Raw genomic sequence first — 15,564 nt, forward strand, 5'->3', positions numbered from 1 at the left:
TAATGATGGCAGAGAGGTCACACCCGTTCCCATACCGAACACGGAAGTTAAGCTCTCTAGCGCCGATGGTAGTTGGGACCTTGTCCCTGTGAGAGTAGGACGTTGCCAGGCAAATGGAGGATTAGCTCAGCTGGGAGAGCACCTGCCTTACAAGCAGGGGGTCGGCGGTTCGATCCCGTCATCCTCCACCATTTAGCCGACTTAGCTCAATTGGTAGAGCAACTGACTTGTAATCAGTAGGTTGGGGGTTCAAGTCCTCTAGTCGGCACCAGAAAATCATGGCGGTTGTGGCGAAGTGGTTAACGCACCGGATTGTGGCTCCGGCATTCGTGGGTTCGATTCCCATCAGTCGCCCCATTTTTTCTTTAAATCATTAATATGCGGGTGTGGCGGAATTGGCAGACGCACTAGACTTAGGATCTAGCGCCTTTGGCGTGGGGGTTCGACTCCCTTCACCCGCACTTTTAATAAAATAACTCATACATGTCTTGCGGAAGTAGTTCAGTGGTAGAATACAACCTTGCCAAGGTTGGGGTCGCGGGTTCGAATCCCGTCTTCCGCTCCAATTTTCAATATGACATGCCGGGGTGGCGGAACAGGCAGACGCACAGGACTTAAAATCCTGCGGTGGGTGACCACCGTGCGGGTTCGACCCCCGCCCTCGGCACCATATGCGCCCGTAGCTCAATTGGATAGAGCGTTTGACTACGGATCAAGAGGTTAGGGGTTCGACTCCTCTCGGGCGCGCTTTTATTAACGGGAAGTGGCTCAGCTTGGTAGAGCACCTGGTTTGGGACCAGGGGGTCGCAGGTTCAAATCCTGTCTTCCCGATTTTCCAAAAACATGGGGCCTTAGCTCAGCTGGGAGAGCGCCTGCCTTGCACGCAGGAGGTCAGCGGTTCGATCCCGCTAGGCTCCACTTATTTTAATTTCATTTATGGCGGTGTAGCTCAGCTGGCTAGAGCGTACGGTTCATACCCGTGAGGTCGGGGGTTCGATCCCCTCCGCCGCTACCATAAAGGACCTTTAGCTCAGCTGGTTAGAGCAGACGGCTCATAACCGTCCGGTCGTAGGTTCGAGTCCTACAAGGTCCACCACTAAAGGTTTATATCTCGGAGGTATACCCAAGTTCGGCTGAAGGGATCGGTCTTGAAAACCGACAGGCGGCGAGAGTCGCGCGGGGGTTCGAATCCCTCTACCTCCTCCATTTTTTCTAAATTAAATATTTTATCATCGCGGGGTGGAGCAGCACGGTAGCTCGTCGGGCTCATAACCCGAAGGTCGCAGGTTCAAATCCTGTCCCCGCAACCAAATGGTCCCGTGGTGTAGTGGTTAACATGCCTGCCTGTCACGCAGGAGATCGCCGGTTCGACCCCGGTCGGGACCGCCATTTTTTTACATAAAGGCTCGGTAGCTCAGTCGGTAGAGCAGAGGACTGAAAATCCTCGTGTCGGCGGTTCGATTCCGTCCCGAGCCACCATTTTGAAGTCGCAAGCCGACTTAGCTCAATTGGTAGAGCAACTGACTTGTAATCAGTAGGTTGGGGGTTCAAGTCCTCTAGTCGGCACCACTTTCAAAATGAGCCATTAGCTCAGTTGGTAGAGCATCTGACTTTTAATCAGAGGGTCGAAGGTTCGAATCCTTCATGGCTCACCATTTACAATTTAATGCGGGTGTAGTTTAGTGGTAAAACAAGAGCCTTCCAAGCTCTGGTCGAGAGTTCGATTCTCTTCACCCGCTTTTCAATTATGGGCCTATAGCTCAGCTGGTTAGAGCGCACGCCTGATAAGCGTGAGGTCGATGGTTCGAGTCCATTTAGGCCCACCATAATTGTTCCGCAGTAGCTCAGTGGTAGAGCTATCGGCTGTTAACCGATCGGTCGTAGGTTCGAGTCCTACCTGCGGAGCCATATTATAGAGAAGTACCCAAGTGGCTCAAGGGGCTCCCCTGCTAAGGGAGTAGATCGCGAACGCGGTGCGAGGGTTCGAATCCCTTCTTCTCTGCCAGAACTGGCCCGTTGGTCAAGTGGTTAAGACACCGCCCTTTCACGGCGGTAACACGGGTTCGAATCCCGTACGGGTCATACTAAAAGAGATAGCATAATCTGCTATCTCTTTTTTGTTGTGTAAAAGCGGACTTTGAATAGTCTGCTTTTTTTATGGATTTCTTGTATACTTTTTTCTATTTGAATCGTCTAACTAATAGAAAGGAGAGAGCGATGGAGTATGAAAAGGTAATCCTACTTTTTATATGTTTTAACTCTCTGCTGAATGTTCATCCGGTTTCATAACAGCATGACTATATGCGGAGTGGAGAGTTTTGTATCCTAAAAGTGCAATAGTTAAGGCAAGGCCTCCTGCTATAATAGCCACACTAAATCCTGCCCGAGCTCCAAAGTTATCAATAACTAAACCAGCTAGCGCTGATCCTAGGGAGACTCCAATACCAAGTCCTGTAATTGCCCAAGTCATTCCTTCGGTTATTTTTGACTCAGGTACGATTTTTTCCACAAGACCCATAGTAATAATCATAGTAGGAGCGACAGATAACCCTGCAAAGAAAACAATAACTACTAGCCAAGGAATAGTGTTTACGAAAACTAGTGGCAGCATTGTTATCATGGAAAGTGTGACTGCTATTAAAAACTGATTATAGGGTGGAGTATTGAGTTTAAGAGTACCGAAAATTAGACCTGCAAGGCATGAACCGATTGCATAGACAGAAAGCACAAAGCTAGCAGCTACCGTGTTTCCTTGATGTTCAGCAAAAGCTACACTAACGACATCTATTGTGCCAAATATAGTACCTATGGCAATGAGTGTGAATACTAGTACTCGTACAGAACCAATTTTAAACACTGTTCCTTTGTTTGTAATGTCGTGAGGGTGTACAGGCGGTTCTGTGCTTTTTTGCATGGTGAATAGGCATACCCCAATTGTGAGAAAAACAGATGATAAAAGTGGGCCTGCTTCTGGGAAGAACATAACACTTAAACTGACAGATAATACAGGACCAATTATGAAGCAAATTTCGTCGACGACCGATTCGAAGGAAAATGCTGTATGCAATTTATGGGATCCACGGTATAGTTTAGTCCAACGTGCACGCACCATGGCTGACATGTTGGGCATACAACCTGCACATAAGGCGGATAGAAATAGCGTCCAATAAGGAGCTTCATATTTCGTACATAGAAGTAAGAGGATTGTAAAGAAAACACTGATACCTGTAGTCGGAAGAAGTATGCGAGATTGCCCTAATTGATCGGCCATCCGAGAAATATGAGGAGCTAGTAAAGCGGATGATAATGTAAAGGTGGCTGCAACAGCTCCAGCAAGCCAATAGTCACCACGTAACTGAGATAACATTGTAACAATACCAATGCCCATCATTGATATGGGCATCCGAGCTATAAATCCTGCTAATGAGAATCCTTTTGTACCAGGAGCACTGAAAATTTCACGGTAGGAATTAAACATAATAATCACCAAAGTATTTGACGTTTACATATACATTCTTCATTCTTTTAACTCCTCCTCTGTTTCATTAATACCTTCTATAAAAAGGGACAGTGAGTCAATGTAGGTATGGGTAAGACGTTATATTATCTTGTAGGCTAGAAATAATTGACATACGCACCGTATGCCAATATCATATTAACATACGGTGCGTATGTCAATTGAAATGTTTTATCTCTGGATAGAGAGCTGACGTTCAAAGGAGTTATTCTTTTACATAGAGAACGATACTATAATGCGATTTATTTTGAATAAAGAGAATGAATAGAAATAGGAGGAAAAGATGGTTAAAAAAACGAGAGCAGAAATGATTACTGAAACACGTGCTAAATTGCTGAGTGCAGCAAGAGAGGCTTTTGGTACAGTTGGATATGTAAACACGTCTATGGATGATTTTACAGCATCTGTCGGTTTAACACGTGGTGCAATTTATCATCATTTTGGTGATAAAAAAGGATTGTTAGAAGCGGTTGTAAAAGAAATTGACATGGAAATGGATAATAAATTAGGGGAAGTATCAGATGAGGCCGAAGGAAAATGGGAAGGATTTGTTGGGCGTTGTCGTGCGTATTTAACAATGGCACTTAATCCAGAAATTCAGCGAATCGTACTTCGAGATGCACCAGCAGTATTAGGAAATAGTTATTATCAATCATCACAGTCGCAATGTTTAACGACAATGGCGGAGATACTTCAACAATTAATGAAGGACTCTATTATTGAAAAAACGGACTGTGAAGCTTTAGCAAGATTCATAAATGGCGGACTAGTGGACCTTGCTTGTTGGATTGCGAATTCTGAAGATGCAGAGATGCAGTTGTCTAAAGCTTTGCATAGCCTATCACTTATATTGGATGGTTTATTACTAGAAAAGAACGTGTAATTTTAACGGATATTTTTTAATATGTAGTAATGGGTAAAAGGGAGGTGATAAAGTATAGGCTAATTCATTTATTTCACCGTATTCTATATAGGTCAACTGACGTCCAGCTTATAAGGGGATAATGTGTATAGAAATTGAATTTAGTTGTAGGGAATAATCAAATCACATTCTTTTTATTCACAATCTAAAGAAAACGCCTTCATTGAGATTGATTTCATACTTGATTTAATAACTTTACACTCTATGTGAAAAAGTTCACAATTAGGTCATAATTTGTGAAGTAATTCACAATGATACGTGCTACAATATGAATGTAAAGAAGTTAAACAACATTAAATTAGTATTTTAATTAATTACTTAAACAATCATAAAAAAATATATGTGAACAATAGAGAGGGGAAATTAACATGAAAAAAGGTATCAATCGCGTAGTATTAGTAGGAACAGGAGCTGTAGGTTGTAGTTACGCTTACTCAATGATCAACCAAGGTGTAGCTGAAGAATTCGTATTAGTAGATGTTAATGAAGCAAAAGCAGAAGGAGAAGCAATGGACTTAAGCCATGCGGTACCATTCTCTCCAGCAGCAACAAAAGTTTGGAGCGGTAGTTATGCAGATTGTAAAGATGCAGATTTAGTTGTTATCACTGCTGGATTACCACAAAAGCCAGGCGAAACTCGTTTAGACTTAGTTGAGAAAAATACAAAAATCTTTAAACAAATCGTTCGCGGTATTATGGATAGCGGATTCGATGGAATCTTCTTAATCGCAACAAACCCAGTTGATATTTTAACTTACGTAACTTGGAAAGAATCTGGTTTACCAAAAGAGCGCGTAATTGGTTCTGGTACTACTTTAGACTCTGCTCGTTTCCGTTACATGTTAGGTGACTACTTAGATGTAGATCCACGTAACGTTCATGCTTACATCGTTGGTGAGCACGGTGACACTGAACTTCCAGTGTGGAGCCACGCTACTGTAGGTGTACAAAAACTAGAAACAATTTTAGCTAACAACGAACAGTACAAACAAGAAGACTTAGATAAAATCTTCGAAAATGTACGTGATGCAGCTTACCATATCATCGAACGTAAAGGCGCAACTTACTACGGAATCGGTATGTCACTACTTCGTGTAACTAAAGCGATCTTAAGCAACGAGAACAGCGTATTAACTGTATCTGCATACCTTGAAGGTCAATATGGTGAGAAAGATGCTTACGTAGGTGTTCCAGCTGTAATTAACCGCGAAGGTGTACGTGAAATCGTAGAACTTGAGCTAAATGAAGAAGAAAAAGCGAAATTCGCTCATTCTGTAAAAGTATTAAAAGAAACAATGGCACCAGTACTATAATCATTGCCAAATAATTCAGAGGCGGGAAACTGCTTCCTACCTCTGAGTTTTTATATAATTTAATATAAATTCCTTTTCCGGTTTCCCTTGTATATCCCCAATATACCCCTTTTGCTGGATAAGGGTAGTTTATAGAAAAAGAGCACTCTACTTTATATAGAGTGCTCTTTATTATTATTTTTTAGGCGTTAATCCTAATTTCTTTAAAATATCTGCAAGTGTACCGCTTTTTGATTTTTCAACAGGTGTTTGTGATTTTGCTGCATCTGGACCTTTTTTCAAGAAGTTCTTTTCAACGAAGCGAATATCTTTTTCGTCGACAATACCATCTTTGTTAAGGTCACCATCTTTTACAGCGAGTCCTTTTTTACCGTAGTTGCTAGCGATAATTTCAGCATCTTTAATGTCAATTACTTTATCACCATTTACATCACCAGCAAGGTTTTCGTCAGGGCGTGCATAATAATATTGGCCGAGTAGTTTACCATCTTTTTCAGTACCTAGTTTCGTAGTTAGGCGGCTTGTTAAGTGCCCTGGTACTTCTACATATAAGTTGTAGTCGCGTTTATTAACAGGAAGTCCATTCAGTTTGAAGTAACCATATTTATCAAGTGAGCCTTCAAACTTATGACGGTAAGAATCAGTTGCATATACTTTTACACCAAGCTTTGTATAATCGAACTTTTCATCTAAATAGCCACGTTCAGTTACGAATGCACCAGGTTTAATATTGCCTTCTACTAGTGAGTTTAAGGACATAACTGAGAATGTTTGATCTTGAAGGACACGCATTCTATTTGGCTCTGATTGCCCTTGCTTCCAGTAAGCAAACACTGGTAAATCTAACTGGGCGTTTGCTTCATAAAACTCATCATTTTCTACTTTGAACGTTACATCAATGAATGGGAAATCACCATCTAATCCAGCGAAGTTTTTGTCATCGATAGCTCCGCCAACTGTAACAGAACCTTCTTCTAATTTAGGTGCGTTCACTTTTGCGGTTACACCTTTTTCAGAAAGGAGTTTTTCAAAAGCAGGATTGAATTTCGCATTTGCAAATTTGAAGTTCTTCTCTAGGAATTTCACGTTAAATTCCCCAGAAACAAACTGTTTTACGTGTTTCGCGTTTAGTGTTACAGTAAGTTCATCATTTTTGTATACTTCTTTTTTATCATAGCTCGTTTTCGCATATTGAGCTCCTTGCGGGATAAACCAATAGTTATTTACACCGCTTGGATAATCAAGAGCTGCAGTCGCATAATCGAAAATATATACACCTGTGTTCATCGGACCTTCCACTTTAAAGGATTCAGGAGTAATGCCAACTTTAAAGTCACCATTTGCATTAATAGGTAAAAACTTATGCAAGTATGGGGAATAGTCATAGTACATAACCCCGTTCGCTTCTTGCGTAATGTTTAATCCTTTTCCTTTTAAGTAGTCAACGTTTGAATCGTATACATTACCTTTAATCCATAATGCCTTTTTACCATCTTCTACTGTATAATTCTCTTCATTTAATTCATAAATACCAGGTTGTAATCCAGTTAATTTCACTTCCGGTGGTGTATTATCAATTACGACATAATCACCTTTTACACGTGCTTTTCCAGCTTTATCATAGCCGACAAACTCAATTGTGTAGTCTCCTTCTGGTAAGTTGATTTTCTCATCACCAATTGGTTTTGCAGGATCATTTGTAAAAGGATATACTTTTCCGTTAAAGAATGAATCTAAGTAGTAATACACATCCGTTTTTAGTCCACTTGTGTTTAATGTCCCGATGAAGCCGAGCGCTTTATTTGTTTTTGAGTCTTTCACGATAAGATCTAACGTTTCAAGTTCGCTGTTTAATTGGAACGCTCCGTGAACATATGATTCACCGTATGGATTAAATTTAGATGTATCAGTTGAAATTGCTTTTCTTGATAGTATCGCATTTTCAATACCGGGCTCTGATACGCGAATAGAGAACGGAATTTGATATGTTTCTTCTTTATTTTTCGTGTTCGTAATATGGATATATCCTTCATATCGGCCTTGTTTCACACCGGCTGGAACATTAATTTTTGCTTCGATTTCATCTGACTTTCCAGCATCAAGAGTAATTGTTTCTGCAATAGAAACTTTTACACCATTTGCGGTAGCATCGTTAATAGTAGAAGAAGCTGGTGTATAAGAAATTTCTGTTTTAAATTCTTTTTTCTCTTGTTTATTATGGTTGGCCACTTTTATATTTCGTTTTTGTTCAAGAGCTTCACCGTCTTTTTGATAAAACTTACCGAATGCAATAGATCCAGTTTCCTCTGGTACTTCAATTACTTCATTATTCACAACAGTTTTTGTCGTATCTAATACTTTAAAGCTTGCTTCTGTATGAACGGCGTTGTACGCATCTACTCGCCCGGCTCCAACTTCATATACAGAATACTTTTCTTTTAAATCGTCAGCCGTGTTCATAAGAGATGCTTTCACATCAAACGGAGAGTATTCTGGGTGTTCTTGCAAAATAAGAGCAGCAACGCCAGCGATATGAGGAGATGCCATGGATGTTCCTTGCATACGTTCATAGGAAACATCGTAGTTTTCGCCCTCTTGTGGGTCGTTAATATATTCAGGTACTGTTGAAAGTACAGCAACACCAGGCGCTGTAATATCAGGTTTAATATCATCATTTGATGTAACGGGGCCGCGTGAGCTAAAGTCTGCAAGATGGTCGCCTTCTGTTTGAATATAACTAATTTCGCCAAAAGTAAAGGAGTTGTTATCTTGTTCGATTTGAGCTTTTAGTTTTTCACCATCTTCTTTCGTTAGGCGGAATGCTGGAATGTATTTTGTGCTTTCACCAATGTAGTAAGGAATTTCTCCATCCACATTGTTATAAATAATAACTGCCTTTGCACCAGCTTGTTTCGCATTTGCGATTTTTTCATCAAATGAGATTGTACCACGTGCAACGAGAGCAATTTTTCCTTTTACATCTTTTTTACTAAACTCGTCAGGAGTACCGATTCCTACAGATTCAATAGGGAGAGATTGTCCTTTGAAATCTTCTATTTTATCAATGAAGTTTTTGCCAAATAAAATGAGATTAGGGAATTGTAATTGTCCAGCATGACCTGATAGCTTAGGTAAGGAAATAGAGCTATCACTTGCTCCAACTGTAATAGCAAATGGAGAAGCGCCTGGTGATCCAAGTGTCGCTGGATTTGGGCCAGAGTTTCCAGCAGCAACGACTGTAACAACGCCCGAAAGCATCGCGTTATTGACAGCAATAGATGTTGGATCAAGCGGATTGTTACTATCATCACCTAGCGATAAGTTAATAACGTTCATACCGTCAGAAATAGATTTATCGATTGCAGCGATAATACCTGAACTATCGCCGCTTCCGTAAGGGCCGAGTACACGATAGTTATACAGTTCAATATCAGGTGCAACACCTTTTACTGCGGAATCTGATTTGTTTTTCTTTTGAGCAGAAACGATACCTGCTACGTGAGTACCATGCGCAGTATAGAAGGAAGAACCACGATCATCGAATTCAGGAGCACCAGATTGTTGCCACTCTGCATAAGTTGTTTCCATCGGATCTGCATCGTTATTAATAAAATCCCAACCTTTTACGGAATTTGGGTCTACCTTACTAGAATCCTCACCTGTTTTTGCGCGATAGCCTTTATACACGTCTTTTAAGTCAGGGTGATTGTAATCAATGCCTGTGTCTAATACACCGACTTTAATTCCTTTTCCGGTAATGCCCTCGCTATGTAACTTATCTACCCCAATTTGCGGGATGCTATCGGTTAGTTTTTGAGGTGCTTTCTGCTCTGCTTGTTTTGGTAAATTTAATTTCACTTCGTAATCTTTCCAAATACGTTTTACAACGCCAATTCGTAACAATTCTTCAACTGTATTTGCCGGTAATGTCAGTGCAACGCCATTTATAGCGTGCTTATAAGAACGTTTAATTTGTACAGACTGGAAATTCCCTGATTTTACTGATGGGCTGAATTGATAAAGGCGTTTTAATCCTTTTTGGAATTCCGCATGTTCTTGATCAATACGTGCTTTTATATTTTCAGGAGCAGCTTGTAACCCTTTTTCCTTTTGTTTTAATTCATTAATCTTTACTGGAGCAGTTTGAAATTCTACAATGATATTTACTGGTTCAGAACTACTCGTATTAATATCTGGCGAGATAGTAAAACCAGGGTTGGCATCTAACGTTTGTAATGCCTGGCGCTGTTCTTTAGAAAGTTTTGATAGTAAAGACTGGGCGTTTGAAGAGTCAATTTGGTTAATAGGGTTTTCAGCAAGTACATTGAACGGAAGGGCAGTTGAAAATAGAACGCCAGCCGTCACAATTCCGGTAACAAAACGATTTTTCTTTTTCATGTATAGGCCTCCGATAATTTATATTTTAAAAATTATCCCGCTTTAATGGGCAGTAAGACCCCCACCTCAAAATTCAGGGGAAGCAAAGAAGTTAGGTGGGGGATCAACTGCCCATAAAAGTCCGATTGGTTCAACTAATAATCGGTGGGGGATGAAGAAAACCCCCACTGATTAAAGTTTCACTTTATTTCTCCACGCCTGGTGTTTGCTCTGCATGGAATGTCCAGTTTAGCTGTAAGGAATCACCCTGGAATTTATTTTGATCTTGGTCGTTGTCTTCAAAAGAGAAGAGTACGTGTAAATAATCTGTTTCACCGGATTTAATACCATCTATTAAGTTATGACGTTCTAGAGAAGTAGCTACATCTTCAGGCTTCATAGTTTTTAATTCTGATAGTTTTGTTTCCCACAAAATTTCATGATCATCGTTAGGGTTAGATGGCTTGCCATCATTCACTAAAAATTTGACGATGATGTGATCGCCTAAATCTTCACCATCATTATTTTGCTTTGCATCTGTAACGTCATAGGATGTTTCAAGTGCTACTTTTGCAATATCTAATGTCCCCTTGTTTTCAAGCTTGAAATTTCTTTCAATCAAATCGCCTGGTTTTAAATCTTTCACATTAACAATTACACTTGGGTTAATAGAAAGGTCTAGTGTACCAGCTTGAAATGAGTTACTAGATGTTTCAGAATCACTGAAATAGGCGAATACACCGCCAAATGTAAGGGATAAGCCAAGTGAAGCTGTGACAACTCCCATTCCAACCTTTTGTTTTAATGACATAAGAAAGCCCCCTAATTTAATTTTTTATCAAACCTTCGCCTGGAGTATGGATAGAGTAAACATAGTATTTCAGTATGAATTATATTTGCGAGAGTTTGACGTTCTTTATTGAGAACAAGTATATGCTTATGAATTTTCCATTTCAATAAAATTGTGACAAAAAAATGTTGAGAAACATTTTTTATGACAGATTATTTTGTTACGATTTTAAGTGATAACTAGCGAGTAAAATAGGATAAATCTAATGAAATAAAGGTTGAGAAATAAATAATAGGATGAAAGACTAGTAGGAAATAAAGCGTTTGCAATGAATATTCGTCAAAATTCGATATTTTACACAGTAAATTTGAATATTTTAAGCGAAATTAAAGAAAAAAACGAATATTTTTTAAAAAATAACAAGGATATTTCAGTTTTTCGCAGAAATGATAAAGAGTAAAAAATTTCTGTCATCTTAGTGAGGTGAACATATTGGATGTAATAAATTGTGAAGAAGTGAAACGAGATGAGTTTCATACAGAAAAGTACTATGACAGTTATAACATCTTTGGGGCACATATTGTGACGGAAGATGGGATGCGAGGTGTACGATTCACAGTATGGGCTCCTCATGCGAAAGCAATGAGTGTTGTTGGAGATTTTAATGAATGGGATTATGAGCAACATAAGATGCTACAAGTGACAGAAGAGGGGATTTGGTCCTTGTTTGTACCGCATATTGAAGAGAATGAGATATATAAGTATGCGATTGAAACGATGGACGGTGACGTGATTTTAAAAGCAGATCCTTACGCAGTATATGCAGAAGTAAGACCAAATACGGCATCTGTAGTTTTTGATATAGAGGGATATGAATGGAATGATAAAAACTGGATTCGTAAGAGAAAGAAAAAATCGATTTATAAAGAAGCGATGACAGTTTATGAATTACATTTTGGTTCTTGGAAAAAGAAAGAAGATGGCGCTCTGTATTCTTACAGAGAAATGGCCGAAGAGCTCATTCCGTATGTGGTGGAGCATCAATTTACACATATTGAAATTATGCCGCTTGTTGAGCATCCATATGATCGTTCTTGGGGATATCAAGGAACGGGATATTATGCAGCGACAAGTAGATTCGGCACGCCACATGATTTGATGTATTTTGTCGATGAATGTCATAAATATGGAATCGGTGTCATTTTAGATTGGGTGCCGGGGCATTTTTGTAAAGATGCTCACGGTTTATATTTGTTTGATGGGACACCGACTTATGAATATAAAGATATAGATGTACAAGAAAATCTGGTATGGGGAACTGTCAATTTTGATTTAGGCAAGAGGGAGGTACGTAATTTCTTAATTTCAAATGCGTTATTTTGGATGAAGTATTTCCACATTGATGGTTTCAGAGTGGACGCAGTTGCGAACATGCTGTACTGGAATAAAGAAGGACAAGAGCAAAGTAATGAGCACGCTGTTTCGTTTTTACGAGAGTTAAATGAAGCAGTGTTTGCAGAAGATGAAGATTTTCTTATGACAGCAGAAGATTCAACAGCTTGGCCACTTGTAACAGCTCCAACGTATGAAGGTGGGCTTGGGTTCAATTACAAATGGAATATGGGCTGGATGAATGATGTGCTGAAATATATGGAGTGTGCGCCTGAGCATAGGAAGTATATTCATGAGAAAATGACGTTCTCTTTAATATATGCTTACTCTGAAAATTTCATATTACCGCTTTCTCATGATGAAGTCGTTCATGGGAAAAAGTCGTTATTAAATAAAATGCCAGGAGATTACTGGGATAAGTTTGCTCAACTTCGTTTATTATATGGATATTTCTTTACTCACCCAGGTAAGAAACTACTCTTTATGGGTGGAGAATTCGGGCAGTTTGATGAGTGGAAAGACCTTGAAGATTTAGATTGGAATTTACATGATTTTGAAATGCATCGTTATATGCATGATTACTTTAAAGAGCTCATAGCATTGTATAAGCGCTCCAAACCACTTTGGCAGCTTGATCATTCACCTGAAGGATTTCAGTGGATAGATGCTAATAATCATGAGCAAAGTATTTTCTCGTTTATTCGCCAAGGAGATAAACAAGAAGATGCGTTAGTTGTCGTATGTAATTTTACGAAAGCTACATATGAAAACTATAAAGTAGGTTTGCCAGATTTCGAGTATTATAACGAGATTTTAAACAGTGATGCTGAGCAATATGGCGGATCAGGGCAAGTGAATAAGAAACGTCTCAAGACGATTCCAGAACCGTATCATAATCAAGCGGCACATGTAGAAATTACAATTCCACCATTTGGCGTATCCATATTACGACCAGTGAAGACGAGAAAGGGGAGCAAAAAACAAGATGGCTCAAAAACAAAAGTGCGTAGCAATGTTACTAGCAGGGGGAAAAGGTAGTCGTTTAAGTGCATTAACAAAAAATTTAGCCAAGCCAGCTGTTCCATTTGGTGGTAAATATCGCATTATTGATTTTACGCTAAGTAACTGTGCGAATTCTGGTATTGAAACGGTTGGGATTTTGACGCAATATCAACCACTCGAACTTCATAATTATATCGGAATCGGCAATGCGTGGGATTTAGACCGAGTAAGCGGTGGAGTCACAGTGTTACCTCCTTATGCGGAGTCTTCAGGGGTGAAGTGGTACACAGGTACGGCAAGTGCCATTTATCAAAACTTAAACTATTTAAGTCAGTACGAACCAGAGTACGTTCTAATTTTATCTGGCGACCATATTTATAAAATGGATTACAGTAAAATGCTAGATTACCATATTGAAAAAGAAGCGGACGTTTCGATTTCTGTTATTGAAGTACCTTGGGATGAAGCGAGCCGCTTTGGCATTATGAATACGAACGAAGAGATGGAGATTGTTGAATTTGAAGAGAAACCGCAATTTCCAAGAAGTAATCTTGCGTCAATGGGAATTTATATTTTTAACTGGGCAATTTTGAAAGAGTATTTAGAGATGGATGCAAGAAATCCTGAATCTAGTAATGATTTCGGAAAAGATGTACTTCCGCTTTTATTAGATGAAGGTAAGAAGCTAATGGCGTATCCATTTGAAGGATATTGGAAAGATGTTGGAACGGTGAAAAGCTTATGGGAAGCGAATATGGATTTACTTCGCGATGAAACATCGCTGAATTTAAACGATCGTAATTGGCGTATTTATTCTGTGAATCCAAATGAGCCACCTCAATATATTGCAGAAAAGGCAAAAGTAGAAGAATCACTTATTAACGAAGGATGCGTCATTGAAGGGGACGTGAAGCATTCTGTGTTATTCCAAGGGGTGACGGTGGAAGAAGGTAGTATGGTTATTGATTCTGTCGTTATGCCAGGAGCGAAGATTGGTAAAAATGTTGTGATTGAAAGAGCGATCGTTGGATCGGAAATGGTTATTGAAGATGGAACAATTATTCGTCCAGAAAAAAATGTCGACGATGTAGTACTAATTGCTGAAGGGAAATAGAAAAGGGGGATGGAATGAATGGGAGAAAAAATGTTAGGAATTATTAATGCAACGGGAAGTTTTCCTTCCTTAAAGAAAGTAACAGGGCATCGTTCATTAGCGGCATTACCGTTTGGGGGCCGTTATCGACTCATTGATTTCATGCTTTCAAATATGGTGAATTCTAATATTCATAGTGTAGCGGTTTTTACAAGTCATAAAAACCGTTCACTAATGGACCATGTCGGTTCAGGAAAACAGTGGGATTTAGATAGAAAAAGAGACGGACTGTTTTTATTCCCGCCAAATTGCCAATGTGATCAAGATGAATTTGGGTCTTTTGCACATTTTAGAAGACATATTGATTATTTTTTAAGAGCTAGAGAAGAGTACGTTGTTATTACGAATAGCCATCTCGTAACAGCATTAAATTTTCAAGCAGTGTTAGAGCGACATGTACATACGGCAGCTGATATTACTGAAGTTTGCCATGAAGGGGTTTCGCTTCAAACATACGTGTTAAAGAAACAATTATTGTTAGATTTATTTGAGACATATAAAGATGTGGAGCAATACAGTTTATTTGATGTAGTGAGAGAAAAGCGCGGAAAATCACTGCATATTGCTACGTATGAGCATACAGGATATGTAGCTATTATCGATTCGATTGAAAGTTACTATAAACATAGCTTAGAAATTTTGCAGCCTGCTATTTGGAAGCAATTATTTAAGAAAGAAGCACCAATCTTTACGAAAGTAAAAGATGAACCACCAACTCGTTACCTGAAGGGTGCAGCCGTGAAAAACACAATGATTGCAAACGGCAGTATTATCGAAGGTGAAGTAGAAAATAGTGTTGTCTCCCGTTCTGTTAAAATTGGAAAAGGTTCCATTGTTCGTAATAGCATTATTATGCAAAAGAGCAAAATTGGAGATAACTGTATAATAGACGGTGTTATTATTGATAAAGACGTGAAAATTGGTGACGGTGTTGTATTAAAAGGAAACGCCGATGAGCCATATGTTGTAGAAAAAGGAAGCGTTCAAAACAGTACGATTAATAGTTATTCTTAAAAGAATCAGTGGGGGTTTTTCCTCCACTGATTAAAGCATTCATTTAAATGAAAACTCGAAGGGAGGAAGCTGCAAGGGAAGTCG

General features: G+C 39.3%; 8 protein-coding genes, 22 tRNA genes and 1 rRNA gene. 28 read left to right on the forward strand and 3 right to left on the reverse strand.

The window, feature by feature from the left end; translation table 11 throughout:
• The 23 genes from rrf to ACTFOB_RS22535 form a co-directional block, all read left to right on the forward strand.
• A 5S ribosomal RNA gene (gene rrf / locus ACTFOB_RS22425) occupies nucleotides 1-111 on the forward strand; the annotation flags it as partial.
• Between the two features lie 4 nt (nucleotides 112-115).
• Nucleotides 116-191 (forward strand) — tRNA-Val (locus tag ACTFOB_RS22430).
• Nucleotides 192-195: 4 nt separating this feature from the next.
• A tRNA-Thr gene (locus ACTFOB_RS22435) sits at nucleotides 196-271 on the forward strand.
• Nucleotides 272-281: 10 nt separating this feature from the next.
• Nucleotides 282-357: transfer RNA gene (locus ACTFOB_RS22440), tRNA-His, on the forward strand.
• Between the two features lie 23 nt (nucleotides 358-380).
• A tRNA-Leu gene (locus tag ACTFOB_RS22445) sits at nucleotides 381-461 on the forward strand.
• A gap of 29 nt (nucleotides 462-490) precedes the next feature.
• A tRNA-Gly gene (locus ACTFOB_RS22450) sits at nucleotides 491-565 on the forward strand.
• Between the two features lie 16 nt (nucleotides 566-581).
• Nucleotides 582-670, forward strand: a tRNA-Leu gene (locus tag ACTFOB_RS22455).
• A gap of 3 nt (nucleotides 671-673) precedes the next feature.
• A tRNA-Arg gene (locus tag ACTFOB_RS22460) sits at nucleotides 674-747 on the forward strand.
• Nucleotides 748-757: 10 nt separating this feature from the next.
• Nucleotides 758-831 (forward strand) — tRNA-Pro (locus tag ACTFOB_RS22465).
• 14 nt (nucleotides 832-845) lie between these two features.
• Nucleotides 846-918: transfer RNA gene (locus ACTFOB_RS22470), tRNA-Ala, on the forward strand.
• A 20-nt stretch (nucleotides 919-938) separates the two neighbouring features.
• Nucleotides 939-1,015: transfer RNA gene (locus tag ACTFOB_RS22475), tRNA-Met, on the forward strand.
• Between the two features lie 4 nt (nucleotides 1,016-1,019).
• Nucleotides 1,020-1,096 (forward strand) — tRNA-Ile (locus ACTFOB_RS22480).
• 17 nt (nucleotides 1,097-1,113) lie between these two features.
• A tRNA-Ser gene (locus ACTFOB_RS22485) sits at nucleotides 1,114-1,206 on the forward strand.
• 27 nt (nucleotides 1,207-1,233) lie between these two features.
• Nucleotides 1,234-1,310: transfer RNA gene (locus ACTFOB_RS22490), tRNA-Met, on the forward strand.
• A 3-nt stretch (nucleotides 1,311-1,313) separates the two neighbouring features.
• Nucleotides 1,314-1,389: transfer RNA gene (locus tag ACTFOB_RS22495), tRNA-Asp, on the forward strand.
• A gap of 14 nt (nucleotides 1,390-1,403) precedes the next feature.
• Nucleotides 1,404-1,479: transfer RNA gene (locus ACTFOB_RS22500), tRNA-Phe, on the forward strand.
• Between the two features lie 14 nt (nucleotides 1,480-1,493).
• A tRNA-Thr gene (locus ACTFOB_RS22505) sits at nucleotides 1,494-1,569 on the forward strand.
• Nucleotides 1,570-1,579: 10 nt separating this feature from the next.
• Nucleotides 1,580-1,655 (forward strand) — tRNA-Lys (locus tag ACTFOB_RS22510).
• A gap of 13 nt (nucleotides 1,656-1,668) precedes the next feature.
• Nucleotides 1,669-1,739 (forward strand) — tRNA-Gly (locus ACTFOB_RS22515).
• A gap of 10 nt (nucleotides 1,740-1,749) precedes the next feature.
• A tRNA-Ile gene (locus ACTFOB_RS22520) sits at nucleotides 1,750-1,826 on the forward strand.
• Nucleotides 1,827-1,833: 7 nt separating this feature from the next.
• Nucleotides 1,834-1,908, forward strand: a tRNA-Asn gene (locus ACTFOB_RS22525).
• Nucleotides 1,909-1,914: 6 nt separating this feature from the next.
• Nucleotides 1,915-2,005 (forward strand) — tRNA-Ser (locus ACTFOB_RS22530).
• A 5-nt stretch (nucleotides 2,006-2,010) separates the two neighbouring features.
• Nucleotides 2,011-2,082: transfer RNA gene (locus ACTFOB_RS22535), tRNA-Glu, on the forward strand.
• Nucleotides 2,083-2,254: 172 nt separating this feature from the next.
• Here ACTFOB_RS22535 and ACTFOB_RS22540 read toward each other — a convergent pair.
• Entirely contained in the window at nucleotides 2,255-3,478 is a 1,224-nt protein-coding gene (locus tag ACTFOB_RS22540) for an MFS transporter (protein ID WP_440029144.1), read from the reverse strand.
• A 322-nt stretch (nucleotides 3,479-3,800) separates the two neighbouring features.
• On the opposite strand from ACTFOB_RS22540, the gene ACTFOB_RS22545 reads away from it, so the two are divergent.
• Together ACTFOB_RS22545 and ACTFOB_RS22550 are read left to right on the forward strand one after the other, a co-directional pair.
• Complete coding sequence (locus ACTFOB_RS22545) at nucleotides 3,801-4,400, forward strand: TetR/AcrR family transcriptional regulator (RefSeq protein WP_440029143.1); 600 nt, start codon at nucleotides 3,801-3,803, stop codon at nucleotides 4,398-4,400.
• A 407-nt stretch (nucleotides 4,401-4,807) separates the two neighbouring features.
• Nucleotides 4,808-5,752, forward strand: a complete 945-nt coding sequence (locus tag ACTFOB_RS22550) for an L-lactate dehydrogenase (RefSeq protein WP_149177701.1) — start codon at nucleotides 4,808-4,810, stop codon at nucleotides 5,750-5,752.
• Between the two features lie 174 nt (nucleotides 5,753-5,926).
• On the opposite strand, the gene ACTFOB_RS22555 is transcribed toward ACTFOB_RS22550, so the two are convergent.
• Both ACTFOB_RS22555 and ACTFOB_RS22560 read right to left on the reverse strand, forming a co-directional pair.
• Nucleotides 5,927-10,150, reverse strand: a complete 4,224-nt coding sequence (locus ACTFOB_RS22555) for a S8 family serine peptidase (protein ID WP_440029141.1) — start codon at nucleotides 10,148-10,150, stop codon at nucleotides 5,927-5,929.
• A gap of 184 nt (nucleotides 10,151-10,334) precedes the next feature.
• A complete protein-coding gene (locus tag ACTFOB_RS22560; protein ID WP_440029139.1) occupies nucleotides 10,335-10,940 on the reverse strand; it encodes a TasA family protein in 606 nt (201 codons plus the stop codon).
• A 471-nt stretch (nucleotides 10,941-11,411) separates the two neighbouring features.
• Between ACTFOB_RS22560 and glgB the strand changes: the two genes are divergently transcribed.
• From glgB to glgD, 3 genes are read left to right on the forward strand one after another with little or no spacing between them, the layout of a single operon-like run.
• A complete protein-coding gene (gene glgB / locus ACTFOB_RS22565) occupies nucleotides 11,412-13,349 on the forward strand; it encodes a 1,4-alpha-glucan branching protein GlgB (RefSeq protein ID WP_440029137.1) in 1,938 nt (645 codons plus the stop codon).
• Nucleotides 13,297-14,427 carry a glucose-1-phosphate adenylyltransferase gene (glgC, locus tag ACTFOB_RS22570; protein ID WP_000057613.1) on the forward strand — a complete coding sequence of 377 codons (1,131 nt, stop codon included), beginning with the start codon at nucleotides 13,297-13,299 and terminating at the stop codon, nucleotides 14,425-14,427. The genes glgB and glgC overlap by 53 nt, the downstream gene beginning before the upstream one ends.
• An 18-nt stretch (nucleotides 14,428-14,445) precedes the next feature.
• A complete protein-coding gene (glgD, locus tag ACTFOB_RS22575) occupies nucleotides 14,446-15,480 on the forward strand; it encodes a glucose-1-phosphate adenylyltransferase subunit GlgD (protein ID WP_440029135.1) in 1,035 nt (344 codons plus the stop codon).
• The last annotated feature ends 84 nt before the right edge of the window (nucleotides 15,481-15,564 follow it).

The sequence above is a fragment of the Bacillus cereus group sp. MYBK79-1 genome (genome assembly GCF_051915365.1).
In the GTDB taxonomy this organism is placed as follows: domain Bacteria; phylum Bacillota; class Bacilli; order Bacillales; family Bacillaceae_G; genus Bacillus_A.